Raw genomic sequence first — 23,135 nt, forward strand, 5'->3', positions numbered from 1 at the left:
TGTTTCCTTATTTTAAGCTGTCAGCTAAAAACTGATATACCAAGGGTATTTTATCCGCGAAATCATCCATCGCGTGATTGCCATATGTTTCTGTAATGAGGAACGCTTGATGACCATCGCAATTATAATAACGTTCCGCTTCACGATAATCCAAAACTTCATCACCTTGTTGTAACAAGACCAAGATTTTGTCTGCATCTTGCACAAACGGAACTGCCATATGCTCCAATTGATCAAGCTGAGCTTCATCTAACGACCAATTCGCAGTGACTGGATAAGGAAACTGCACCGTTGAAAACAAGTTTCTAAATAATTTCCATGGTTGCATAGCGGGATTAATCAGTACAGCTGCGACTCCATGTTTTGCGGCAAGCTGCGTCGCATAAAATCCACCTAAACTGCTCCCAATCAAAACCACATTTGACATAGACTCGATGAGTGTCGAAATCGAAGTAATGACCTGATCAGGCGGCATATTTAAATCGGGCAAATGCACCTGTATATGCTCATGTCTTTCAAAATACTGACGAATCAGTTGCCCTTTAATCGAAAAAGGACTACTTTGAAATCCATGTAGATAGATAATATTCATGAACTGATTAATTGCATTTTCCTCAAAATTGTTCTAATTTTTATTGTGAATCATATCACATATTTGTTTCTCTTTTGTACGATAACAAATATTGTCAGACAAAAAAATTAGAGCCGATCTGAAATCAAAGTTATCTTAAAAATTGTTCGGGATGAACAACATAAGATAAATACAAGGAATTTTATACAGTGATCATTGCTAAAAATAAAGTGTCTTTAGATGATCATGCACTATCAGGATAAGACTAGATGCCGAGTTTAACGCCACTACATGAAACCTATTGTAAATGGGATCGATCTCCTCCGAGTCAGGCCGATGTGCTTGAAGGTTTGGCACAACTGGTCAGCACTCCAATCAACCATGCTGTTCAAAATCTCATTCAATCGCTTCAACGTGAAGTGCTCTTAACCGTATTTGGTTTAAGTAAAAAAACATCAAAAGAATTTCAAAAGAAAACCTACGTTCGAAAGTTATATCAATTTTCATATGACACGCTTCTAAATTACGGAAATTATTTGGTCGCACCAGCCCTGCGCAAAATCATTGATCAATTTCCGAAACTCCATGATAAGCCCCTCACGCCAAAAATGATTTTTTTGGTCAGTGCTCTTAATGGTGTGATTGGCGACTATTTACTCAAAAATCAAAATCCGTTGGCGATTACCAGTAATCTGTATGATCACTATGGAGAGTTACAACAGGGTGACCTGTCAGGTCGTGTCGTGATCTTTTGCCATGGTCTGTGCATGAATCATCTTGATTGGACGAATCGCAACTATGGCGGTATTGGTGAAAAACTGCTTGCACAACGCGACAACAACACCATGCTTTATTTGCATTACAACACTGGTCGCAGAATTTCAGCGAATGGTCGTTCGTTGGCCAATATGCTTGAAGACTTGGTAAAGCGCAATCCACGTATCACCAGCCTTGATTTAATCGGTCACAGTATGGGTGGTTTGGTTTCTCGAAGTGCTTTGTTTTATGGTAAACAAAATCTCCATCAATGGTTTCACATGGCAGAGAATTTGGTCTGCTTAGGTTCTCCACATCATGGTGCGGTTCTAGAACGTATTGGCTTTGCCGTTCAAGAAAAAATTGGACACTTTCCCATCATCAAGTTAGCCAGCCACATTGTGAATATTCGCAGTGATGGTATTTTGGATTTACGCCATGGTAGTGTCCGTGATGATGACTGGGAACACAATCACGCTCGTATTGGCATGATGGATGATAATCGTAAACCTGCACCGCTGCCTTCACATATCAATACATTCCTAGTAGCTGGAACAATTGAGTTTGAAAATCGTAAAAATCGCACACTCAAAGTCATTGGCGATTACTTAGTGAGTGTGCAAAGTGCTTTGGGTGAGCATCCAAATCCGCGATTCCAACTGAAATTGCCAGAATCACATAAAGCGGTGTTCTACGGGCTCAATCATATGGAAATTCAATACCATTCCAGTGTTGCTGAGCAAATCGTTAAATGGTTCTATCCACATCACGATGAATTAGCTGAAGAGCAAATCCGTAAATATTTAATCAAATTAGAAAGCATGGAAGGAATCGTAGAAACCTGACCATCTTCAATAAAAAAGCCAACTATTAGTTGGCTTTTTTATTTTAAGCAGGATACTTTCTGAATAACTGCCAAATCGAAATGATCAGCAAAATACTAAAAAATACCAAAGACCATACAGGTAAAGACTGACCTAGGAAAGTCCAGTCTACCACCGCACATTCCCCTGATCCTGACAGCACTTGTTGAAGCACTGTTTTAAGCGGCAAAGCATCTACCAAATAATCTAAACCAGGACCACAACTTGGCACTTTATCTGGAGGTAAACTCTGCAGCCAGACATGACGTGCAGCAACACCCGCTGACCATAAAATCGATAATGTCCCTAGGAAAGCATATACTCGTTTTAAACCATTACGGACGGGATTGTGTAGAAACGCAATAAAAGAAATCAGCCCCAATCCGATCAGACCTAACCGTTGAAATACACACAATGGACAAGGTTCAAGACCTTGGACATGTTCGAGATACAACGCGAAGGCCATTCCAATCACGCTGGCTATAAACAACAGGCCACTCACCATGCGGTAATTTTGCCACTGCATATACTTTCCTCAATATTTTTATCGATATGCTTTTAGATATTCTTTAAAGCTTAAACTAGACTCTGCTTCCAACTGTTGTTGCTGCTCAAGTGATTGCACTGTAAGTTGTTCAAAATAGGTGACTTTATCCTGAGATAACACATAATTTTGATAATGATCAGCATGTTGATGCGCGAGCACACTACCTAAGCTCCAAGTACCACTATGTTTTAGTGTATCTTCTACTATTTTCGCAGAGAAGGTTTCATCCACTTCATCTACTCGTGATTGCATAATTTGCATTGCATCAGAATACAACGAGGTTGAGTGAGCTTTATCTAACGTTTCTGCTAAAGGCTGCATCTGTTTGAGATATTGATTTGCCCATGTCTCAATTTCAATTGATTGACCATTTTCAACAATGGCAGCATTTGGGGCACGCCCACGATTCACAACTTCTTGCTGGTTTTGTTCAATCACTTCAAGTTCATCATCTAGCAGCTCAGGACTGTCTTTTAATAAACAATAAAGCGCTAATACCTCTAGGAAGCCTGCAGTATCTTCATTGATACCAATTGGGCTGTATGGATTCACATCTACTGCGCGTAATTCAACATACCCTACCCCACGGTTTGCTAATGCATCAGATGGTGTTTCACCAGACTGTGGTACTTGTTTAGGACGTACAAGACTATAGTACTCGTTTTCAATTTGCAGTACGTGATCATTAATTTGGATCGGCTCACCCGCTTCGTCATCTAATCCCAAACGACTGAAAGCAGCATAAGATGTTTTCACCGCCTTTTGTAAACCTGCTAAATATCCTTTCAAATCATTGTAATGAATACCTAACTCTTTCTGCGCCGAGTTTTGATATCCAAAGCGCCCCATACGCAATGCAGTGGCATATGGCAAATACAATGTTCCCTTAATTAAAGGCAATAAATGATGTTCACGACCCGTCATAAAACAACGACAGACTGATGGGCTTGCACCTATCAGGAACATAACCAATGGGGTTAAACGAATGAAATTTCGAATTAAAGCGAAATATCGATGGCTGCGATAATCCTGCAAACTGAGCTGTTTTAAAGCTTCATCTTGCTCGTTTGCTTGCAACTGCTCAAACAACGCATCAGGCAATGAAACATTGTAATGTACACCTGAAATCGTCTGCATACGACGACCATAACGTACACCTAAACCACGACGGTATAAGGTTTTGAATTTACCAATATTGGACGAGCCATATTGCGCAAGACGAATACTTTCTTCTTCATCATCCAACATACATGGCATCGACATTGGCCATAGCTTTTCACCATCTTCTAGATGTCGATGAGTGAAAGCATGAATATCTTCTAAGTAGCTTAATGCTTCAGGAATTGAAGATTGAGGAGGCGTAATAAACTCAAGTAAGGCTTCAGAATAATCTGTCGTAATATGAGGATGAGTTAACGCAGAGCCTAAACCCTTAGGATGATCTTTCTGGGAGATAAAGCCATCACTTTGCATCCTTAAGCTTTCGCGCTCAATGCCTCGTAACATACCTTTAAACACCGACGAATCCACCCAATTTGGTAAAATTGTTTCAGAGAGCGCTTCGGGTTGACTCATTACTTACTCGCTTATCTAGAAGAACGACTGAGATAAAAAATTATTGATTTATATCAAGTATACCGTGATTTATATTCCCAAATGCAGTTTGCATATACATTTCAGTTGGATAAACCTTTTATTTTGGCAAATTTTTAACACAATCTTAGTCTTTAAGACATCTGAAATTTGTGATTTTATTGCAGAATAAATGCTAACAAACTGTAAAGAATATGAATTATCACAACGTTATAGATTTTTGGTTCAGTGCTGAAACTCAACCACATTGGTTTGCGAAAAGCGATGCTTTCGATCAACTTATTCAAGCGCAATTTGGTCACACCATCCAACAAGCTGCCGCAGGCGAACTATGGACATGGCGGGAAACTGCTTTAGGACGCTTAGCAGAAATCATTGTCTTGGATCAATTTTCTCGTAATGTTTATCGTGGCAAAGCTGAATCTTTTGCCCAAGATCCATTAGCACTTGGGCTAGCTCAAGAAGCGGTTCGTCTTGGTTTAGATCTCGAACTGGAACCTGAACAACGTAGCTTCTTATATATGCCTTTCATGCATAGCGAATCAAAAATCATTCACACTCAAGCGCTTCGTTTGTTTGAGGCATTAGGCAACCCTGTAAATTTAGACTTTGAGAAAAAGCATCAAGTCATCATTGAACGTTTCGGCCGCTATCCTCATCGTAATGAAATTTTAAATCGTCTCTCTACGCCTGAGGAAATAGAATTCTTAAAACAGCCAAACAGTAGCTTCTAAATTGATATTGACACAACAGACTTCAGGAGAGCGAAATGAAAAACTTATGCATGATTTTGGGATTATCTGGCATGCTCCTGCTGTCTGGTTGTGTCACGACGCCAAGTAAACCGCGTACATTTGATCAGCTTGGGCAATTCGCAACTATTCCCTTGAACCAATCAACGTATCGTATTAGTTTTCAAGGCTCATCTAACATGAGCTATGGTACAGCTGAAGAAATAACCTTACTTAAAGCTGCACAAACAACAGTCAAACAGAGCTTTCATTTTTTTAAAGTCCAAGATGATCCAAGCAATCGCACACAACAACCACCTCGTCAAGCTGTGGTTTATTCCAATCCTTACCCGTATGGTTATGGATATCGTAGACATCCTATGTTCTTTGATCCTTTTTATGATGTGCCACAGGTGGTCAGTTTAGAGCCAGTTCAAGTAGCCTATACCATCACCTGTTTTAAAGATCAAAAAACAGCACCTCAAGATGCTTTTGATGCACGTTTAATTTTACAGGCCTTAGGGTCTAAATATGGTTTAAGTGCTACAGGCGACATACTGCCTGTACAAACACAGCCTTCTCAATCACAATAAAATAATATTAATACAACAACTTACATAGGAGTTATGCATGAGTGTATCACCAACAATGACTACCCCTAGTCTGGATCGAAGCAAACGGTTTGCCATGATCGCACTGGTTGTCGCTGTATTGGCTTGGATATCGCTCATGGTGGCTGCCAAAATTTTTCCAGAATATGTTTGGCTTATTCATATTTTAATGTTGTCTGCTGAAGCAGGTGTGGTTGGTGGTTTAGCAGATTGGTATGCCATTACGGTTTTGTTTCGGAACCCATTCGGCCGTATCCCTATTCCTAAGTTTTTAAAAGATCACACCGAAATTATTCCACGTAACAAAGCGCGTATTGCAGAATCCATGGGACGTTTTGTTCAAGAAAACTTCCTATCGCCACAGATTGTGGCAAAAAGCTTGAGTCAAACAGATGTGAGTTTGGCAGTAGGACAATGGCTAGCCAATCCAGATAACAATCGTCAAGTGACTCAAGTGATTCAACAGACAGTGCCTAAAGTTTTTGAGTTTGTTGGACAAGAACAAGTCGGTAGGTTTATTCAAACTAACAGTGTGCAATGGGTAAAGAACACTCAAATCAATACCCTGGCCAGTGAAATGATTCGTGCCGTATTAGAAAATGACTTCCACCAAGATGTTTTACAACGTGGTCTCGATGTTGCGCACGGTTGGGTGACTTCACATCCTGAACAAACTCGGGAGCTAACCCGCACCCTATTTAAAGAACTCGGAGTGTGGCGTTTAGCCAAAGGCGCAAGTTGGATCGGTATCGATGTTCAACAAAGAACGATTGACTCTTTAATAGAGCGTGTCGAGTCAATGTTGGCAGATCCAGAGCATCCATGGCGTCAAAAAATTGAGAGTATTGCACAGCATTTAATGACTGAACTCGCAAATCCTGAAAGTCAGGCGAGTCTTAAATTAAATGAAACTAAAAATGCATTGTTAGATAGTCCTCAAGTTTTAAATTTTATTACTGGTGCCGTCGTCATTCTGTGCAATGCCATTCGTGAAGATTTGGAGAAAGCAGATTCAGGTATAGCTGAAAATTTACGTGTTGCGATTCAACAAGTCGGTCAAAACATCATTTCCAATCCTGCATTACGCCAATTATTAAATGAAAAAATGAGTTCAATGGCAGTCAATCTCAGTGATCAATACAGCGAAAAAGTCATTTTATTTATCAGTGAACGCATTCACGAATGGGACTCACGAGAAATGATCGATAAAATTGAAAATGAAGTCGGTGGTGACTTACATATGATTCGCGTCAACGGTGTTGTCGTTGGTGCATTTATCGGTTTAGTGTTAGGGATCATCCGAGCAGCAGTTGAATTTTTGATTTAACTTAGAAATGAAATTTAAATTTGGTCGCTGACTAAAATTGAATTCATTGTGAATTGACGTCATCAAAAAGCCCATTTCTGCATGAATGGGCTGTATTTATTATTCTTAATCCATTTAAAGAACTAAGCTATCACTAGAGTCATTCCTATCTACTTCATCTTATATAAACCATAATAATATTATAAGGTTACATAATTTTTTTACGATTTAAATGTGAAATAATATCTTGATAAGAGTCTACTTTACAAAAATAAGCTGGGGAGTTCTTTCTCACGTCTTCTGAGGGTTGAAATAAAAAACCATAATCAACTAAATGCAACATCGAAAAATCATTGAATGCATCACCGATCGCAATACTATTGGTCATTGAAACGTTTTCTTTTTGGAACTTTACAATAATTTCATGTTTCCCTTTATCTCGTGTATACAGAACATTTTCTATAAATCCATCTGGTCCAATTTCTAAGTGATGACAATATGTATTTTTAACAGGAAGATTTAATTTTTCAAAAAAGGGAAATAAAAACTCATAAAAGCAATCTGAAATAATGTTAACTTCAAAATTTTCAGCCTTTTGCAAATATTCTAAAAACTCCTTAGCATCTGGAATGACATCCAGTTCTTTAATGTCATCGATTAATTGTTTTAAAGGAATTTTATTTTCTTTCAGTAAATTAATTCTAAATTCCATCAGAGACTTATAGTCTGCGACTTCTCGAGTTGTAATCGCCAACTCTGGGATATTGTATACATTTGAAAAGTGTTTCCATATTTCAGGGACAAGAACACCTTCCATATCGATAAAAGCCATCTTTTTCATATTGCTACCCTATTATTGAAATTTAGCAAACAGAAGTGCTATCCCTAGCAGACATAATACAGTTCCAATCACTCTGTTAATCTGTACTTGCTTAGCTAACATTTTCTGTCTTAAAACAATCGATGAAAAAAGCAAAGCCACCAATCCAAACCATAAAAAATGAGCAAAAGACATAAATAGCCCATAACCGACCAGAATCGCTTTCGGCGTACTCACACTGATGATCTGAGTGTATGTACTAATCACAAATAAAGTCGTTTTAGGATTAAGTGCATTGGTGAAAAAGCCATATTTCACTGCTTGAAAAGGATTAATTGCAGCAGTTGATGACGTCTCGACAACCGGACTTTGTACAAAAGTTTTATAACCGATATAGATGAGATAGATGGCTCCAATATACTTCACAATATTTAGAATTTGAGGTGTATACGCCATGACAAATGCGACAGCAATGAGCGTATAAGTCACATGAATCAACACACCTATAGAAATTCCCAGTGAAGTGAGAACACCTATCCTTCTACCATATAAGTAACTGTTTTTTGTCACGATAGCGAAATCAGCACCAGGACTCACAACAGCGAGTATGGTGATGAGAATAACTGCTATAAACTCACCCATTCATTATGCCTTTTTAAACGTGATCACTAATACATCTCTTAATCCAATATCACCCAACGTAAAATCATTGACTTTGATTTCCGTTACGCTGTGATAGACCTGATGATCATCCACAAGTGCGATATCTAAAAAATTTTCAAGCATAAATTCTGCTTTCAAATTCTTATTTAAGTCATAAATTCGGGTCATTCCACCCTGAACATTTTGACGGTTGATCATGGCCATTAAAACGAAATCCACCCCATCTCGATGTATCCCCTCAGGGGTTGGCTTACCACTATCGTTAAATTTTGCTTCAATGCGAAATTGATGCGCTTCGATAAACCAATTTTCAGTTTCAATTTCTGAAAAGGTGAGATATGCGAATTGTAGTAAATTTCTAAAAATTGGATTTTCAATTGTATTTTTATCAATCTCTGAAAAATATCTCGCAATTCCACCATTCAAAGTGTTGTATTCAATCGTCTGAAAATGAGGAATATAAGAATTTTTCAGTAAAATTTTATGCTTATCATTAATAGTAAAAGTTGCATGTTTTCTTGTTCGATATTTACCTTTATCCGACATAAATTGATCTAAATCTAGAGCGTTCCAACTGTCTATAAAATCACTGACATCTTGCTCATTAACATCGTGAAAATTATTATTTTTCTGTATTTCTTGGAATGTATTTAAATCAATAAACGCATAACCCTTTTTGATTATCTCTTTTGAATATGTGTATTCATGGAGATGCTGCTTGTTAAATGGACTGAATTTTAATATATTTTCCATTGTATTAGCTTTATTTTGCTTTTGGTAATCTTCATTTTGAACAAAAGTTAAAAAAATAAAATCAATAAAATCGACTAAAAATATATGAGTTTTTGGAATGATAGAAAAAATATCTTTGAATTCACTGAAGTTTTTTTATTTTGTCGCTAAATACAGCAGTGTCACGATTGCAGCAAAGAAATTATTTGTTACGCAAAGTGCCGTCAGTAAGCAAATTTACAATCTCGAAGAAATATTAAATATCACATTATTTGAACGACGAAATAAAACCTTGATACTCACCAAAGAAGGAGAAACTCTTTTTCATTGCGCTCAGAATATTTTCAATCAATTGGATGATTGTTTAATTGGACTAACTCAAAATAAAACTGAAAACAAACAATTGGTACTGTCCTGTGAACCAACCATTTCGATGAAGTGGTTAATTCCACGACTTGTTGAATTTAAAAAACTTGGACATGATTTTGAAGTGGTTTTGCTCACAGGTGGTGGTGTAGTCGACTTTGAAAAAGATAATATCGATATCGCAATACGAAGAAATGATTTTGAATGGGGATCGCATCTGTTTAGTGAGAAAATTGGCGATGAATATATTGTGGCAGTCCAAGCATCTCACCACCCTAAAACCAAAGAATTGTTAATTTCTAAATCACGCCCTTATTTTTCAAAAAAATTACACCAATTGGATGAACTCAAAGATATTCTGAAGAAACATTCCAAAATAGAATTAGAGCATTTTTACTTATGCTTAGAAGGCTGCTTGGCTGGCTTAGGAAAGACGATCATTTCTATCTACATGATTGAAAAAGAATTAGAGCTCAAGTCTGTAAAAAAAATAACACCAATTCTTCAGGATGGTTCTGCCTATTATCTACTGTCCCATACTAGATTTATTGAAGATCCTCGGAAGATTATTTTTTTAAATTGGTTAAAAAATGAAATGAAGCAAAGTCAGATCAATCATTTTTAACATGAGATCACATAGATCATCTAAGGTTTTAAACTTAATTGAAGATCATTAGAATCTTATGAAAATTAAAACGAATATGTCGCAGATATTTGTATTTAGTGCAGGCATTTCAACTGCTAAACTACGAAGAAACGGGCTAAATATTACTATCCAGCATGATTAAAATTGAATCTAAATTACCAGACTTAGGTGTCACTATTTTTAGCGTGATGTCAGCACTCGCCCAAAAGTTGAACGCGTTAAATCTTTCTCAAGGTTTTCCTGATTTTCCACCTCCTCCTGAATTAATTGCAGCTTTAGCTCAAGCCACACAACAAGGCTATAACCAATATCCACCTGGTGACGGTCTGCTGAGTTTAAGACAAAAAATTGCAGCCCAATTCTGCCAACGAGACCAAGTCCATTTAGACCCGATCAGCGAAATTACCATTACACCTGGTGCAACGACTGCAATTTTGTGTGCGATTCAAGCTGTTGTAAATGCTGGAGATGAAGTAATTATTTTCGATCCTGCTTATGACAGTTATGCACCTGCAGTGAAACTCGCTGGGGCGCAAGCGATCCATATCAACTTGGTACATCCAGACTTCCATGTTGACTGGAATGTGGTGAAAGATCGAATAAATGAACGAACGCGATTAATCATTGTAAATACACCACATAATCCCTCAGGTGCAATTTGGTCCAAGCAAGATTGGCAACAACTGATCGAGTTGATTCAGGATAAAAACATTTGTGTACTTTCTGACGAGGTCTATGAACATTTAGTGTTTGATGGTCAACAACATTATTCTGCGCTTAGTTTTCCTGAACTTCGAGATCGTAGTTTTGTGATTGGTTCATTCGGAAAAACGTTTCATGTTACTGGTTGGAAAACTGGATATTGCGTTGCACCTCAGGCACTGATGAAAGTATTTCGTCAAATTTATCAATTTGCCAATTTCTGTGGTGTCCATCCGATTCAAGTCGCGCTTAATCAATTCATCGAACAACATCCTGAACATATTTTAGATCTCCCCAATTTTTATCAAGCTAAACGTGACTTATTCATCCATGGAATTCAACATTCAAAATTTCAATATCTGCCGTCACCAGGAACTTATTTTCAAAACTTAGATTTCAGTACACTAAGACCTGAGCTCACAGATATAGAAATGTGCCAATATCTTGCAGAACAACACAAACTGGTAGCGATTCCTATATCAGTGTTTTATCAACAGCCACCTCAAGATCTGAAGCTCGTTCGGGTCTGTTTTGCAAAACGAGAGGAAACCTTGCATCTTGCAGGAGAAATTTTAACGAAGGTTCAATCACAATAACGAAAAGAGACGAGACGGATTACTTTATTACTAAAGCAATTTGAATGATAAGGTGTTAAGGTCAATCCGTTGATATAGAAAACAATAATGGATAAGACTTATATATGGCGAGAACCTTACGGCCGATTGATGAACCTGGTTTCTGGAAAGTTTTTTTAGTTTTTTTAGTTCCGCTGATTGCAACCAATATCCTGCAAAATTTATCAGGCACAATTAATACGATCTTCGTCGGGCAAATGATGGGCGTCCAAGCAATTGCTGCTGTTTCCGTCTTCTTCCCTATTTTGTTCTGTCTCTTGGCTTTCGTAATTGGGCTTTCGGCTGGCTCGACGGTATTGGTTGGTCAAGCGTGGGGAGCACAAAATTTAGAAAAAGTAAGAGCGGTTGTCGGCTCTACTATTTTTATGACATTGATCGGCGGGACGATTATTGCCATTTTAGGTGTTCTATCTGCACGCCACATTCTTGAGGCCTTGGGCACAGACCCAAGTGTCATGCATTTATCTTTGCCTTATGTTCAATGGATGTTAGCAGGTAGCCCACTCCTTTTTATTTATATTATTTATACCTCTATCTTACGTGGTGTCGGTGATAGCATTACACCTCTCATCGCTTTGGGAATGACCAGTTTAATTGGGCTCTTTATTACCCCTGTTCTCATCGCTGGATATTTTGGATTTCCTCAATTGGGTATCATTGCACCTGCCATCGCCACGATTGTGGGTTATCTGGCCGTGCTTATTTTTCTGTACGTTTATTTAAATAAAAAAAATCATCCATTACGTCCAGATTTAGCAATGTGTAAACATGTACGCCACAATCCTGAACTAAGCAAAATTATTCTCAGGCTTGGCGTTCCTACTGGCATTCAAATGGTCACGACTTCTGTGGCAGGTTTAGTCATTGTCGGCTTGGTCAATCGCTATGGTTCAGAAGCAACAGCTGCTTATGGCGCAGTCAATCAGGTTTTGAACTATATCCAATTCCCTGCTCTGTCTATCGCAATTGCCGCTTCTATTTTTGGGGCTCAAGCGATTGGTGCAGGTAAAGCGGATTCTTTATCACGTGTAACTAAAACAGCACTGGGCATGAATTTTGTCTTTACAGGCGGGCTCGTAATCTTGGCTTATTTGTTCTCAAAATATCTCATGGCATTATTTATTACAGATGAAAAAGTCGTGATACTCGGGCAACAATTATTGTTTATTGTGCTGTGGTCAATTTTATTTTTTGGCGCGAGTGCTATTTTCGCCTCAATTATGCGTGCAAGTGGCACTGTGACTATGCCAATGATCATCAATATTGTAGCCATACTCTGTATAGAACTCCCAGCAGCTTATCTATTTAGCGCATGGTGGGGGCTGGCGGGAATCTGGTACGCTTATGCTTTGGCCTTCGTTTGCTTATGTGTGATGCAAGGTTTGTATTATCAATTTGTTTGGAAAAAGAAAACTGTTCAAGTACTGATTTAAATTAGAAATCAAGAAAATAAAAAACCCGCATGACGCGGGTTTTTTTAACGATTATTTAGAATCGAAACGTTTACTCATTTTAGTCGCAAATGCAGTCACTTTTTGATAGCCCGTTGGCATCACACGTTGCATTAAATCAATCACTTTCGCATCGTTACCAATCAGTAAACGACGGCGATCTTTTTGCACTGCTTCTAGAATTTGACGCGCTGCTTCTTCAGGTGGACAACGTAATAATTTATCAAATGTCTGTGCAGATTTCTGTGGATTCATGCCCAAAGATTTTAAACTGTCATTCATTTTTGCAGCTTTCGCAATATTGGTACGAATGCCACCTGGATGTACGCAAAGCGCGCTCACACCCACATTTTCAATATCTAGCTCTTGACGAAGAGATTCAGTGAAACCACGTACAGCAAATTTAGTTGCATTATAAGCAGACTGAGTTGGTTGCGCAGTTAAACCGAATAAACTTGAAATGTTGATAATGTGTCCATCACCTGTTTTCTTAATATATGGTAAGAATTCTTTGGTGCCGTATACGACACCCCAGAAGTTAATATTAACAATCCATTCCAACTCTTCGTATGTTGCACCTTCAACGGTCGAACCCAATGCCACCCCAGCATTGTTGAAAATCATGTTCACTGAACCATGATTCTGTACAGTTTCAGCCGCCCATGCTTTAACTTCGTCACGATTCGCAACATCTACTTTTTTGGTTGTGACTCGTACATTTGCATTCTTCGTCAGTTCAACTGTTTCTGCTAAGCCCTTTTCATTTACGTCACTTAAAGACAAATGACAACCTTGCTTAGCCAGTAACACCGCAAGTTGTTGACCAATACCAGAACCTGCACCTGTGATTGCAGCCACTTTGTTTTTAAAATTTTTCATTGTGAATCCTTTTTTTGATTTTTATGCACCACAGCGTTGATCTGGGTCATTCATGTTCACTATAATTTTGACAATTATTATTGTCAATGTAACTATCGACCATTTTTATTGTTACTATAGGCCAATTTAGTATCTTTAGCTGATCAGTACTCTATACTGACCGCAGCATAACACTTTTATAAAAAGACTCGAATTGCTATGAACCCAGAGAACCTCACTCCATCAGAACACGAGCAAGCGATTGAAAAGCCTCCCGCAAAAGAGCGTCAATTTAAAGGGATGTCCTTAACTGAACGCAAACAAGCACGCCGTGAGAAACTTATTGAAGCGGGTATTGAAGCATATGGAACTCATGGTTTTTTCTCAGTAACCGTTAAAGATATTTGCACACAAGCGAAATTAACTGAACGTTACTTTTATGAATCTTTTAAGAAAAGTGAAAACTTATTCCAAACGATCTTTTTAGAACTGATTGAGAAGCTTCAACAAACATTAATGCAAGCTATTATGAAAGCCTCTCCTGAGCCTCTAAACATGATTGATGCAGGTCTAAATGCGTTCTTTAGTTTTTTAGAAGATGATCCGCGTACCGCTCGGATTATTTATATTGATGCAATGCTCGTCCAAGAACTTCATAATCATGCAACCATTCAAGAAACAATGGGCCGTTTCGACCGAATGATTCATGCCTTTGTCACATTAATGATGCCACATACCCATCTCACTGAAAAAGAGATCTCCTTGATTGCAACTGGTCTAAATGGCTATGTCACTCAAGTTGCTGTTCGCTGGGTAGTAGGTGGTTTTAAACTTCCACGTGCTGAGGTCGTTCAGGCATGTAAAACCGTTTTTCTCGCCCTATTGAATGATCTAATGAAAAAGTAGCATCAAATTAAGATGAAGAAATTGTGACAAATCGTAAGTAAATTTAAGATATTGATTTAATTTCAAATTAATAAATATCAATGAGCCAAAATATCAGCCTAATTGTCACAAAACATTGCTATATTTAACTTCGATTTCCATCTTGCAATGATACTGTCATAATTAATCTTTGTAATAAGCCTGTCATAAATATAAAACGGTTCACCGTTCATCATAGGATATTGCGTTGTGAAAGATGACTACATTTTAATTGTCGACGACGAGCTCCCAATTCGGGAAATGATCCATACTTCTTTAGATATGGCAGGCTTTCAATGCTTGGAAGCAGAAGATGCGAAACAAGCACATCAAATGATTGTTGATCAACGTCCAGCGCTTATCCTACTCGACTGGATGTTACCGGGTGGCGTGAGTGGCGTAGATTTGTGTCGTCGCCTTAAGCGTGATGAAACACTTTCCGAAATTCCAGTCATTATGTTGACTGCGCGTGGCGAAGAAGACCATAAAGTTCAAGGTCTTGATGCTGGAGCAGATGACTATATGACGAAACCATTTTCAACACGTGAGTTGGTATCCCGTATTAAAGCGGTGTTAAGACGTGCAAATGCGTTAAATGGCGAAAAAACCATTGATGCAAATGGCTTAATTCTTGACCCAGTAAGCCAACGTGTCAGCTATAATCAAAATATTCTTGATATGGGGCCAACAGAATATCGTCTATTGGCATTCTTTATGACTCATCCAGAACGTGCCTATACCCGTGCTCAATTACTTGATCAGGTATGGGGTGGAAATGTGTATATTGAAGACAGAACCATCGACGTCCATATCCGTCGCTTACGTAAGGTGCTCGAACCTTATGGTGCAGACCGTTATGTTCAAACTGTGCGTGGTACTGGCTATCGTTTTTCAACACGAGCTGATGTTGCTTTAGGTTAATTTAGATTTTATGTACGAACCCTACCCCGTCCCAGAATTGGCACGTGAACATCAAAAGTTTCTATATAGCAGTTTATGGACTTTTGCCAAGCAAGACTTACGTTTACTGGTATTTCTACTGATTATTGCGGGCTGTATCGGGTTAGGGATTGGCTATCTTTGGATATGCTTAGGCATTGCCTGTCTCATATTTTTTGGTATCCAATTACGCTCATTATATTTAGTCAATGATTGGATTTCGAATCGTCCTTACGATGTACCACCAAATTTAAATGGAATCTGGGGGGCATTACTGTTCAATGTATATCGGGCTCAACGCCAAGAACGTATTGTTCAGTCTGAAATGGTTGGACTGATCGATCGAACTCAATCTTCTCTCGTGGCTTTATCAGAAGCGATTATTCTTACGGATGATTCCCATCAAATCGAATGGTGGAATCCTGCTGCGGAAAAGTTATTTGGCATTCAAGCTGTTGATCGTGGCCGCAACCTGCTCACGATTATTCGCCAGCCAGATTTTATTGAATATTTTCATAATACCCATCAAGCACCAGATGGTGTAAAAATTAAATTGGTGAACCATGATAATAAGTACGCGCAAATCAAACTGACTCGCTTTGGCAATGAAAGTCGCCTCTTAGTTGCGCACGACATTACGCGTATGAAAAATCTCGAGCAAATGCGTTCAGATTTTGTTGACAATATTTCACATGAATTAAGAACACCACTCACAGTGTTAAGTGGGTATATCGAAACATTCACAGATCAAGAAGATATCAATCCGCGTTGGAAACGTGCCTTTGAACAAATGCAATCGCAAACTAAACGCATGAATGCATTGGTCAATGATCTTTTGCTTTTGTCTCGTTTAGAAAATGAAAAACAAATTGCGAAAAATCAAATTATCGAAATGCCAAGTTTAATGAACCATCTGTTTGATGATGCGCAAGCTTACAATATTGATTATGGTCATACACTTAACCTTGATATAGACAGCCACTGTGACTTAATTGGTTCAGATATGGAATTGGCGAGTGCATTTAGCAACTTAATTACCAATGCCATAAAGTACACCCCGAAAGGTGGCACCATCACCATCGGCTGGCATGATGATGGAGAACGTGGCTATTTTTCTGTTCAGGATACTGGTATTGGAATTGATCCAAAACACTTACCGCGTTTAACTGAGCGTTTTTATCGTGTGGATAGTGCACGCAGTCGTCAAACAGGTGGTACTGGTTTAGGCCTTGCCATCGTTAAGCACGTACTTATGCAACATGGCGCACATATTGAAATCGAGTCGAAAGAAAACGAAGGCTCTACATTTATTGCCGTGTTTCCCAAAGAACGCTTGTATAAAATGCACGAATAAAAAAAAGCGCCTTAGGCGCTTTTCTTATTCAAAAGATATACTCAAATAAGATGACCCAACGCTTCACCCATTACTACAGTTGAGTTCGCCTTAAATGCTTGGTCCCATTGCATTTTATCTTTCTCAAACAAAACTACAGCCGTTGAACCCAAATAAAAACGTCCGAGCTCATCACCTTTTTCAAGTTTCATCGCATGATGGTTCAGCTCTAAGCGACCTGTTGGTTTTACTTTACCTGTCGCAACAGTTTCAATTCCAGCAACAATCATTGCGCCAACTAAAACAACAGCCATACGACCAATATCAGTATCGAATAAACATACCATTCGTTCATTACGTGCAAACAAACCCGGAATATTTTCAGCTGTAGTTTGGTTGACTGAAAATAATTCACCTGGAATATATAAAGTTTCAGTCAATGTACCAGAATAAGGCATATGCACACGATGATAATCACGCGGTGATAAGTACACTGTTGCAAATTCACCATTTTTGAATGGTGCTGCCAATTGAGGATCACCAATTAACTTTTCAACTGAAAAGCTTTGACCTTTTGCCTGAAAAATATCGCCCTCATTGATTTTACCTAATTGTGAAATTGCACCGTCTGCAGGTGACACGACACTTTTAGGATTAGGATCAATTGAACGAACGCCTGTTTTCAAAGAGCGAGTGAAAAACTCATTAAAGGATTTAAATTTCAAGGCATTTTGTTGCTCAGCAATTGACATATCAATGCCATATTTTGCTTTAAATGCTTGAATGACAACATTCTTTAATACTGGGTTTTCACTAGCTGCGACTTTACCCACCAAACGGCTGAGTTTTTGTTGCGGGACGATTTGCTGCGCTTGAATAAATAGTTTCTTTTTTAAATTTGTCAGACTCACTCAGGTGACTCTCCAGTAATGATTGGACTGTCGAGGCGGTTGCCCCACTCGCTCCACGCACCATCATAAGCTTGGATATCCCAACCCAGTAATCGACCAATAATGTAAGCTAAACCTGAACGGTGATGAGACTGACAATATACGACGACTGGCTGATCAAATTGAAAGCCCAATTGTTCTAAACGTTGTTGCGTGCGTTCTAAGGGGTGCAATTTTAAATGATTTTGACGATTAAGTGCAGTACTCCACTCAAAATGTCTAGCCGTTGGAATATGTCCACCACGACGTGCCGCGAGACGTTGCCCGGTATACTCCTCAGCCGTTCGGCAGTCCCATACTTGGCAAGTTTTATTTTCAATTTTTTTTATTAAAGTTGAATAATCAATACGGTGTTGATCAACATTGGATGTCTTAACTTGAAAAAGACATGTGACTGGCTGAACCTCTTCAACTTCTGAAGAAGTAGGATAGTTGGCGCCTAACCATGCATGAATACCACCATTTAATAAACTGGTGTTATAAAAACCCATACAGTGTAGATTCCAGATCAATCGACCAGCCCATGCCCCACCTTCATCATCATAGACCACGACATGATGCTCAGGTGATATGTTTAATATCTGGACTAGCTGCTGAAGCCCTTCATCATCAGGCAATAAACCCGTAGTTTGTTCCTCTTGGCGCACTAAAAATTTTGGCTTCAGATGTATAGCATGCGGAATATGTAATTGCTCATAGACCGAACTTCGGGTCAAATCAACAATACGTAACTTTTCACTTCCTAAATGAGGAACAAGTTGTTCTGCTTCAATGAGCAGACCGAAATCAAAAGCGTTAGTGGTCATATTTATTGAATAGTTCTATTGGCCTTGTTCAAATCTTAGCACAAGACTTTTTCAAAATTATTCTGATTTTTTGCATGGTATTAGCAAAAAATCAGAAAAGGGAAATTATGATTAAGGAGACTCAACATCAAATACCTGACGCAAATATGCGAGGAAGGTATCATTATCAGTCATCGTTTTTCCTGGACTATCAGAGAGTTTAGCTACCGATTGACCATTGCATTCGACTAACTTTAAAACAATATTCAAAGCAGTTTGTCCCATATCATTGGTGAGGTTAGTACCAATCCCGAAACTGACTTGGAAACGATCTTTAAAATATTGATGCAAATCCCATGCCTTCTCTAAGTTTAGACCATCACTGAAAGTGAGCATTTTAGTTTTGCTGTCAATTTTTAATTTTTTATAATGTGCGTAGGCTTTATCGCCCCACTCATATGGATCACCACTGTCATGTCGTAGACCATCAAACAATTTGGCAAAATACAAATCAAAGTCTCTTAGGAATGCATCCATACCAACAACATCTGTCAGTGCAATGCCTAAATCTCCGCGATATTCCTGCACCCAAGTTTCAAGTGCAGCTTTTTGGAAATCACGTAAGCGAACATCAAGTGCTTGGAAAGCTTGTAAAAATTCATGCGCCATCGTACCAATGGGTGTAATACCCAACTGCTTTGCCAATAAAACATTACTTGTGCCACGAAAAATATGTGGTGCAGCCTTATTAAACTCTTCCACCACATGTTTCTGCCAGTCAAAACTATAGCGACGGCGTGTTCCAAAATCGGAAACAAGGAATGGTGGATCATTGGGTTGTTGACTACTTTCATAGTGTTTCAACAATTCAATTTTAGCTTTAAGACGGCGCTCTCCTTCTGCCAATACCTGCTCATCGCGAATACGACGAAAATAGAGTTCATTGACGATTGCAAGCACAAAAATTTCAAACATCATTGCTTGAACCATAGGTCCTTCGATACGAATATCTAAACGACCTTGATCATCGATACTGGCTTTAATAAAGCGGCGCTTAAGTTGGAATAATTCTAAATAGTCTACAAAATCACTTTTAATAAAGCGTAAACTTCTTAAATATTGTAATTCATCTTCTTTAAATTTGAGCTGACACAGTAAATCTAACTGTTCGTTCAGTTCCTCTAATATATCCACGAGTGGATAGGCTGTATCTTCAAGGTTACGACAACGAAATTGATAGACACTATCCGTTTGAGGAAATTGATGTAATACCACTTGTAGCATCGTGAATTTATACAAGTCAGTATCAAGTAAGGATTGAATAATGGCAGACATATTATTTTTCAGTTTTTAGCAACTTATTGCATTAAAGCACATTTTGTTGCGATTCATAGCTCGTTTTAGTAATTGTCGAAGATTATTCGACTAATTACTAAAACTTAAACTGATTATTCTTTTGCATTGTCTTGACTATATGACTCAGTCAAAGCTTTCAATGCTTTATCTTGCCCAATAACTTTTGCGAATTCTTCTGTGGTCTTGTGTCCTGTCTGTTTTGCTTGAGCATCACAATCGACCTGGCGTAATTGTTTGGCAATTGACCATTCAAGCTTAAAGATAGCACCCATCAAAGCTGTATTACCCTTATTATCACGAGCACAGCGGTCTGCGCCGTTTTCCAATAGAGTCGTTACAATATCTTGATGACCATAGTAGGTCGCCATCATTAATGGTGTAAAACCAGCATGGTTTTTAATATTGACTGGAAAACCATGTTTCAAAAATTCATGAATAACTTCTTTGTTTCCTGTTTTCGCTGCTGCAAAAAATAAGTCAATCACTTCTTTCTGATCTGATTGTTGTGAGCTACTGACAGACGTCGTTTGAGCGTGAAGCATTACTGAACTTAAACTCAGTAAAGCGATTAATAAACTATATACAATATTTTTCATTCTTCCCTCACCTGAGTTTAAATTCGATAACGAATGCCTGTAAAACTCCCCTAGGGTTGCAGGAAAGGAATTGAGTTTTACAGGACTTTTTTGAGGTGACACCTTAGACCCTAATCACCAATCCAAGGACTAATCTTGATTAGTCTTTTAAAGCTGCCGCTTTCGCTTTAACAGTCGCTAAGTTACCGTTTACAGCTTTAGTCATACGTGTGCCGTAATCCGCATCTGCTTTATAGAAATAAGACAACATGATGTGTTTAGTTTCTGAATCTTTTACGTTACCAAGATCAGCTGCTAAGTTCATAATGAGGTCAGATTTCTCTTTAGCAGAGTATGAACGGTATAAATCACCCGCTTGCTTAAAGTTTTGCTCCTTCACACCACGTTGCTGAACCGTACCAGAAAGTGGAGTTTCAACAGCACGAGCTTTCGCTGTAGATGGTTTTGGCTCCATACGGCTTGGTTCATAGTTCACGTTAGATGAAGTTGCACCAACATTCATATAACCATCTTGGTTATTGTTGTTCACATTTACCAATGGGCGGTTTACTGGAATTTGCTGGTGATTTGCACCCAAACGGTACATTTGTGTATCAGAGTAAGAGAAGATACGACCTTGAAGTAAGCGGTCTTCTGATGGCTCGATACCTGGTACTAAATTACCTGGTGCTAAAGCAACTTGTTCCGTTTCTTGGAAGAAATTCTTCGGCATACGATTTAATGTCAAAGTACCCACTTTTGTTTCTGGTACTAAATCAGTAGGCCAGATTTTAGTTGGATCAAGTGGATCGAAATCGAAGCTATTCAAATCTTTAGGATCCAACACTTGGATATAAAGATCCCATTTCGGGAAATTGCCCGCATTGATGTTCTTATAAAGATCATTCGTTAAGTGGTTGAAGTCTTTACCTTGTAATTCAGCAGCTTCTTTAACGTTTAGACCTTTAACACCTTGCTTAGAACGGAAGTTAAATTTAACGTATTTATATTCGCCTTTGTCGTTGTACAATTTAAATGCATGTACACCGAAACCGTCTTGTTCACGGTAGCTCGTAGGAACACCTTGGTTACCATATACATAAGTCAACATATTTGTTGCCCATGGCTGGCTAGACAAGAAGTCAAATACGCGATTAGCGTCTTGAACGTTGTCAATTGGGCTTGGTTTCATTGCGTGGATGAAGTCTGGGAACTTGATCGCATCACGAATGAAGAATACAGGCGTTTGGTTACCAACTAAATCCCAGTTACCTTCTTGAGTATAAAACTTAATTGCGAAGCCATGTGGGTCACGTAAAGTTTCTGGAGAATGCTTACCATGAATTACTGTAGAGAAGCGTAAGAATACTGGAGTTTTCGTACCTGCTTTGAAAAGTGAAGCAATAGTAAGATCTGATAAATCTTTAGTTGCAACGAATTCACCATAAGCTCCCGTACCACGTGCGTGTACAACACGCTCGGGGATACGCTCACGACCGAAACGTTGAAGTTTTTGAATCAACTGTACATCTTGTAATAATACAGAACCATTTGGACCTGCAGTGATTGAGTTTTGGTTATCACCCACTGGTGCGCCGTTATCTTTTGTTAATGGTGCAGCTGATGCTGCTGTCGCAGTTGCAAGCATTGCAACCAACATTGAACGCTTAAACATCGTTTTCTCTCTCAAATTTACCTTTCCTGCACGCGTAAATTACCTTCTTTAACAAAATTGGTAAAAAGGTTAATTTTTATTATTTCAATCGCTTTATTAGATTAAAAGTATATACTCCGATTAATTATTTTTTTATCAATGACTTATTAGGATAGATGACGACTTTATCCCTTTTCTTTTTTCCAATTTGATACAATTCATTTGAATTAAAAAACATCAAACTTGGTTGAATTATGCGTGCTTTACTCCAACGCGTCCTTGAAGCGAAAGTCGTTGTGGATGGTGAGATTACTGGTCAAATCGAAAAAGGGATTTTAGTTTTTATTGGTATTGGCAAAGAAGATAACTTTGAAAAAGGTAAGAAGCTCATCGATAAGATTTTAAAATACCGTTTTTTTGATGATGACCAAGGAAAAATGGGTTGGAATCTTAGCCAAGTCGGAGGCGGATTATTATTAGTCTCGCAATTTACCCTGATGGCACAAACCCAAAAAGGTTTGCGTCCTGACTTCGGCCCTGCAATGCCGCCTCTCGAAGCAAAAGAACTGTATGAACAGTTAGTTGAATACGCAAAATCTCAGTTTGAACATGTACAAACCGGAATCTTTGCAGCGGATATGAAAGTGCATCTCATCAATGATGGTCCGGTAACCTTCAATCTTGAAGTTGAATGACTAGAAAAGCCCTCTGATGAGGGCTTTTTTTCTTGCATTTCAATACTCATCTCTAGAATCAAAACGAGAAAAG

The 23,135-nt window shown here is 38.5% G+C and carries 23 protein-coding genes; 11 read left to right on the forward strand and 12 right to left on the reverse strand.

Annotation, left to right across the window (positions count from 1 at the left end; genetic code table 11):
* Positions 1-7: 7 nt before the first annotated feature.
* Positions 8-592 carry a YqiA/YcfP family alpha/beta fold hydrolase gene (locus tag AC1M84_RS04655; RefSeq protein ID WP_481592801.1) on the reverse strand — a complete coding sequence of 195 codons (585 nt, stop codon included), beginning with the start codon at positions 590-592 and terminating at the stop codon, positions 8-10.
* Positions 593-840: 248 nt separating this feature from the next.
* On the opposite strand from AC1M84_RS04655, the gene AC1M84_RS04660 reads away from it, so the two are divergent.
* Entirely contained in the window at positions 841-2,172 is a 1,332-nt protein-coding gene (locus tag AC1M84_RS04660; protein WP_481594518.1) for a PGAP1-like alpha/beta domain-containing protein, read from the forward strand.
* Between the two features lie 43 nt (positions 2,173-2,215).
* Here the strand turns inward: AC1M84_RS04660 and AC1M84_RS04665 are convergent, their stop codons facing one another.
* Positions 2,216-2,716 carry a disulfide bond formation protein B gene (locus tag AC1M84_RS04665; protein WP_481592799.1) on the reverse strand — a complete coding sequence of 167 codons (501 nt, stop codon included), beginning with the start codon at positions 2,714-2,716 and terminating at the stop codon, positions 2,216-2,218.
* Positions 2,717-2,734: 18 nt separating this feature from the next.
* The gene (gene gshA, locus AC1M84_RS04670; RefSeq protein ID WP_481594519.1) at positions 2,735-4,312 is read right to left on the reverse strand and encodes a glutamate--cysteine ligase; all 1,578 of its coding nucleotides are present in this window, start codon (positions 4,310-4,312) and stop codon (positions 2,735-2,737) included.
* 212 nt (positions 4,313-4,524) lie between these two features.
* On the opposite strand from gshA, the gene AC1M84_RS04675 reads away from it, so the two are divergent.
* From AC1M84_RS04675 to AC1M84_RS04685, 3 genes are read left to right on the forward strand one after another with little or no spacing between them, the layout of a single operon-like run.
* Positions 4,525-5,064 (forward strand): DUF924 family protein, encoded by a 540-nt coding sequence (locus tag AC1M84_RS04675; protein ID WP_035264779.1) that lies wholly within the window; start codon positions 4,525-4,527, stop codon positions 5,062-5,064.
* A gap of 35 nt (positions 5,065-5,099) precedes the next feature.
* Positions 5,100-5,654, forward strand: a complete 555-nt coding sequence (locus AC1M84_RS04680) for a CC0125/CC1285 family lipoprotein (RefSeq protein ID WP_481594520.1) — start codon at positions 5,100-5,102, stop codon at positions 5,652-5,654.
* A gap of 37 nt (positions 5,655-5,691) precedes the next feature.
* On the forward strand, positions 5,692-6,999 hold the full coding sequence (locus AC1M84_RS04685) for a DUF445 domain-containing protein (protein ID WP_481591972.1): 1,308 nt from the start codon (positions 5,692-5,694) through the stop codon (positions 6,997-6,999).
* 187 nt (positions 7,000-7,186) lie between these two features.
* Here the strand turns inward: AC1M84_RS04685 and thrH are convergent, their stop codons facing one another.
* From thrH to AC1M84_RS04700, 3 genes are read right to left on the reverse strand one after another with little or no spacing between them, the layout of a single operon-like run.
* Positions 7,187-7,819 carry a bifunctional phosphoserine phosphatase/homoserine phosphotransferase ThrH gene (thrH, locus tag AC1M84_RS04690; RefSeq protein ID WP_092766549.1) on the reverse strand — a complete coding sequence of 211 codons (633 nt, stop codon included), beginning with the start codon at positions 7,817-7,819 and terminating at the stop codon, positions 7,187-7,189.
* Between the two features lie 12 nt (positions 7,820-7,831).
* Positions 7,832-8,440, reverse strand: coding sequence for a LysE family translocator (locus AC1M84_RS04695; RefSeq protein WP_481594521.1), 609 nt, complete (start codon positions 8,438-8,440; stop codon positions 7,832-7,834).
* 3 nt (positions 8,441-8,443) lie between these two features.
* The gene (locus tag AC1M84_RS04700) at positions 8,444-9,214 is read right to left on the reverse strand and encodes a 2OG-Fe dioxygenase family protein (RefSeq protein ID WP_481594522.1); all 771 of its coding nucleotides are present in this window, start codon (positions 9,212-9,214) and stop codon (positions 8,444-8,446) included.
* 97 nt (positions 9,215-9,311) lie between these two features.
* On the opposite strand from AC1M84_RS04700, the gene AC1M84_RS04705 reads away from it, so the two are divergent.
* From AC1M84_RS04705 to AC1M84_RS04715, 3 genes are all read left to right on the forward strand, one after another.
* On the forward strand, positions 9,312-10,184 hold the full coding sequence (locus tag AC1M84_RS04705) for a LysR family transcriptional regulator (RefSeq protein WP_035264791.1): 873 nt from the start codon (positions 9,312-9,314) through the stop codon (positions 10,182-10,184).
* Positions 10,185-10,339: 155 nt separating this feature from the next.
* Positions 10,340-11,503: a methionine aminotransferase gene (locus AC1M84_RS04710; protein WP_481592794.1), complete on the forward strand. Its 1,164-nt coding sequence runs from the start codon at positions 10,340-10,342 to the stop codon at positions 11,501-11,503.
* A 104-nt stretch (positions 11,504-11,607) separates the two neighbouring features.
* On the forward strand, positions 11,608-12,975 hold the full coding sequence (locus AC1M84_RS04715; protein ID WP_092766554.1) for an MATE family efflux transporter: 1,368 nt from the start codon (positions 11,608-11,610) through the stop codon (positions 12,973-12,975).
* 51 nt (positions 12,976-13,026) lie between these two features.
* Here the strand turns inward: AC1M84_RS04715 and AC1M84_RS04720 are convergent, their stop codons facing one another.
* On the reverse strand, positions 13,027-13,872 hold the full coding sequence (locus tag AC1M84_RS04720) for an SDR family NAD(P)-dependent oxidoreductase (protein ID WP_035264797.1): 846 nt from the start codon (positions 13,870-13,872) through the stop codon (positions 13,027-13,029).
* Positions 13,873-14,070: 198 nt separating this feature from the next.
* Here AC1M84_RS04720 and AC1M84_RS04725 point away from each other — a divergent pair, with 198 nt between their 5' ends.
* The 3 genes from AC1M84_RS04725 to phoR all read left to right on the forward strand — a co-directional run bounded on the left by AC1M84_RS04725 (position 14,071) and on the right by phoR (position 17,068).
* Positions 14,071-14,757 (forward strand): TetR/AcrR family transcriptional regulator, encoded by a 687-nt coding sequence (locus AC1M84_RS04725; protein ID WP_035264798.1) that lies wholly within the window; start codon positions 14,071-14,073, stop codon positions 14,755-14,757.
* Between the two features lie 228 nt (positions 14,758-14,985).
* Positions 14,986-15,696: a phosphate regulon transcriptional regulator PhoB gene (phoB, locus tag AC1M84_RS04730; protein ID WP_035264799.1), complete on the forward strand. Its 711-nt coding sequence runs from the start codon at positions 14,986-14,988 to the stop codon at positions 15,694-15,696.
* A 10-nt stretch (positions 15,697-15,706) separates the two neighbouring features.
* On the forward strand, positions 15,707-17,068 hold the full coding sequence (phoR, locus tag AC1M84_RS04735) for a phosphate regulon sensor histidine kinase PhoR (RefSeq protein ID WP_035264800.1): 1,362 nt from the start codon (positions 15,707-15,709) through the stop codon (positions 17,066-17,068).
* A gap of 41 nt (positions 17,069-17,109) precedes the next feature.
* Here phoR and asd read toward each other — a convergent pair whose 3' ends face one another.
* The 5 genes from asd to AC1M84_RS04760 form a co-directional block, all read right to left on the reverse strand.
* Positions 17,110-17,958: an archaetidylserine decarboxylase gene (gene asd / locus AC1M84_RS04740; RefSeq protein WP_035264801.1), complete on the reverse strand. Its 849-nt coding sequence runs from the start codon at positions 17,956-17,958 to the stop codon at positions 17,110-17,112.
* Positions 17,955-18,803 carry a sulfurtransferase gene (locus tag AC1M84_RS04745; RefSeq protein ID WP_180028378.1) on the reverse strand — a complete coding sequence of 283 codons (849 nt, stop codon included), beginning with the start codon at positions 18,801-18,803 and terminating at the stop codon, positions 17,955-17,957. Before AC1M84_RS04745 ends, asd begins: the two co-directional genes overlap by 4 nt.
* 111 nt (positions 18,804-18,914) lie before the next feature.
* Positions 18,915-20,117, reverse strand: a complete 1,203-nt coding sequence (gene pncB / locus AC1M84_RS04750; protein ID WP_035264803.1) for a nicotinate phosphoribosyltransferase — start codon at positions 20,115-20,117, stop codon at positions 18,915-18,917.
* A gap of 113 nt (positions 20,118-20,230) precedes the next feature.
* The gene (locus AC1M84_RS04755; protein ID WP_481592881.1) at positions 20,231-20,680 is read right to left on the reverse strand and encodes an ankyrin repeat domain-containing protein; all 450 of its coding nucleotides are present in this window, start codon (positions 20,678-20,680) and stop codon (positions 20,231-20,233) included.
* A gap of 193 nt (positions 20,681-20,873) precedes the next feature.
* Complete coding sequence (locus AC1M84_RS04760; protein WP_481592793.1) at positions 20,874-22,388, reverse strand: catalase; 1,515 nt, start codon at positions 22,386-22,388, stop codon at positions 20,874-20,876.
* 233 nt (positions 22,389-22,621) lie between these two features.
* Between AC1M84_RS04760 and dtd the strand changes: the two genes are divergently transcribed.
* Entirely contained in the window at positions 22,622-23,062 is a 441-nt protein-coding gene (gene dtd / locus AC1M84_RS04765; protein WP_481592792.1) for a D-aminoacyl-tRNA deacylase, read from the forward strand.
* Positions 23,063-23,135 lie beyond the last annotated feature (73 nt).

The organism is Acinetobacter sp. 24-47-66 (assembly GCF_056779755.1).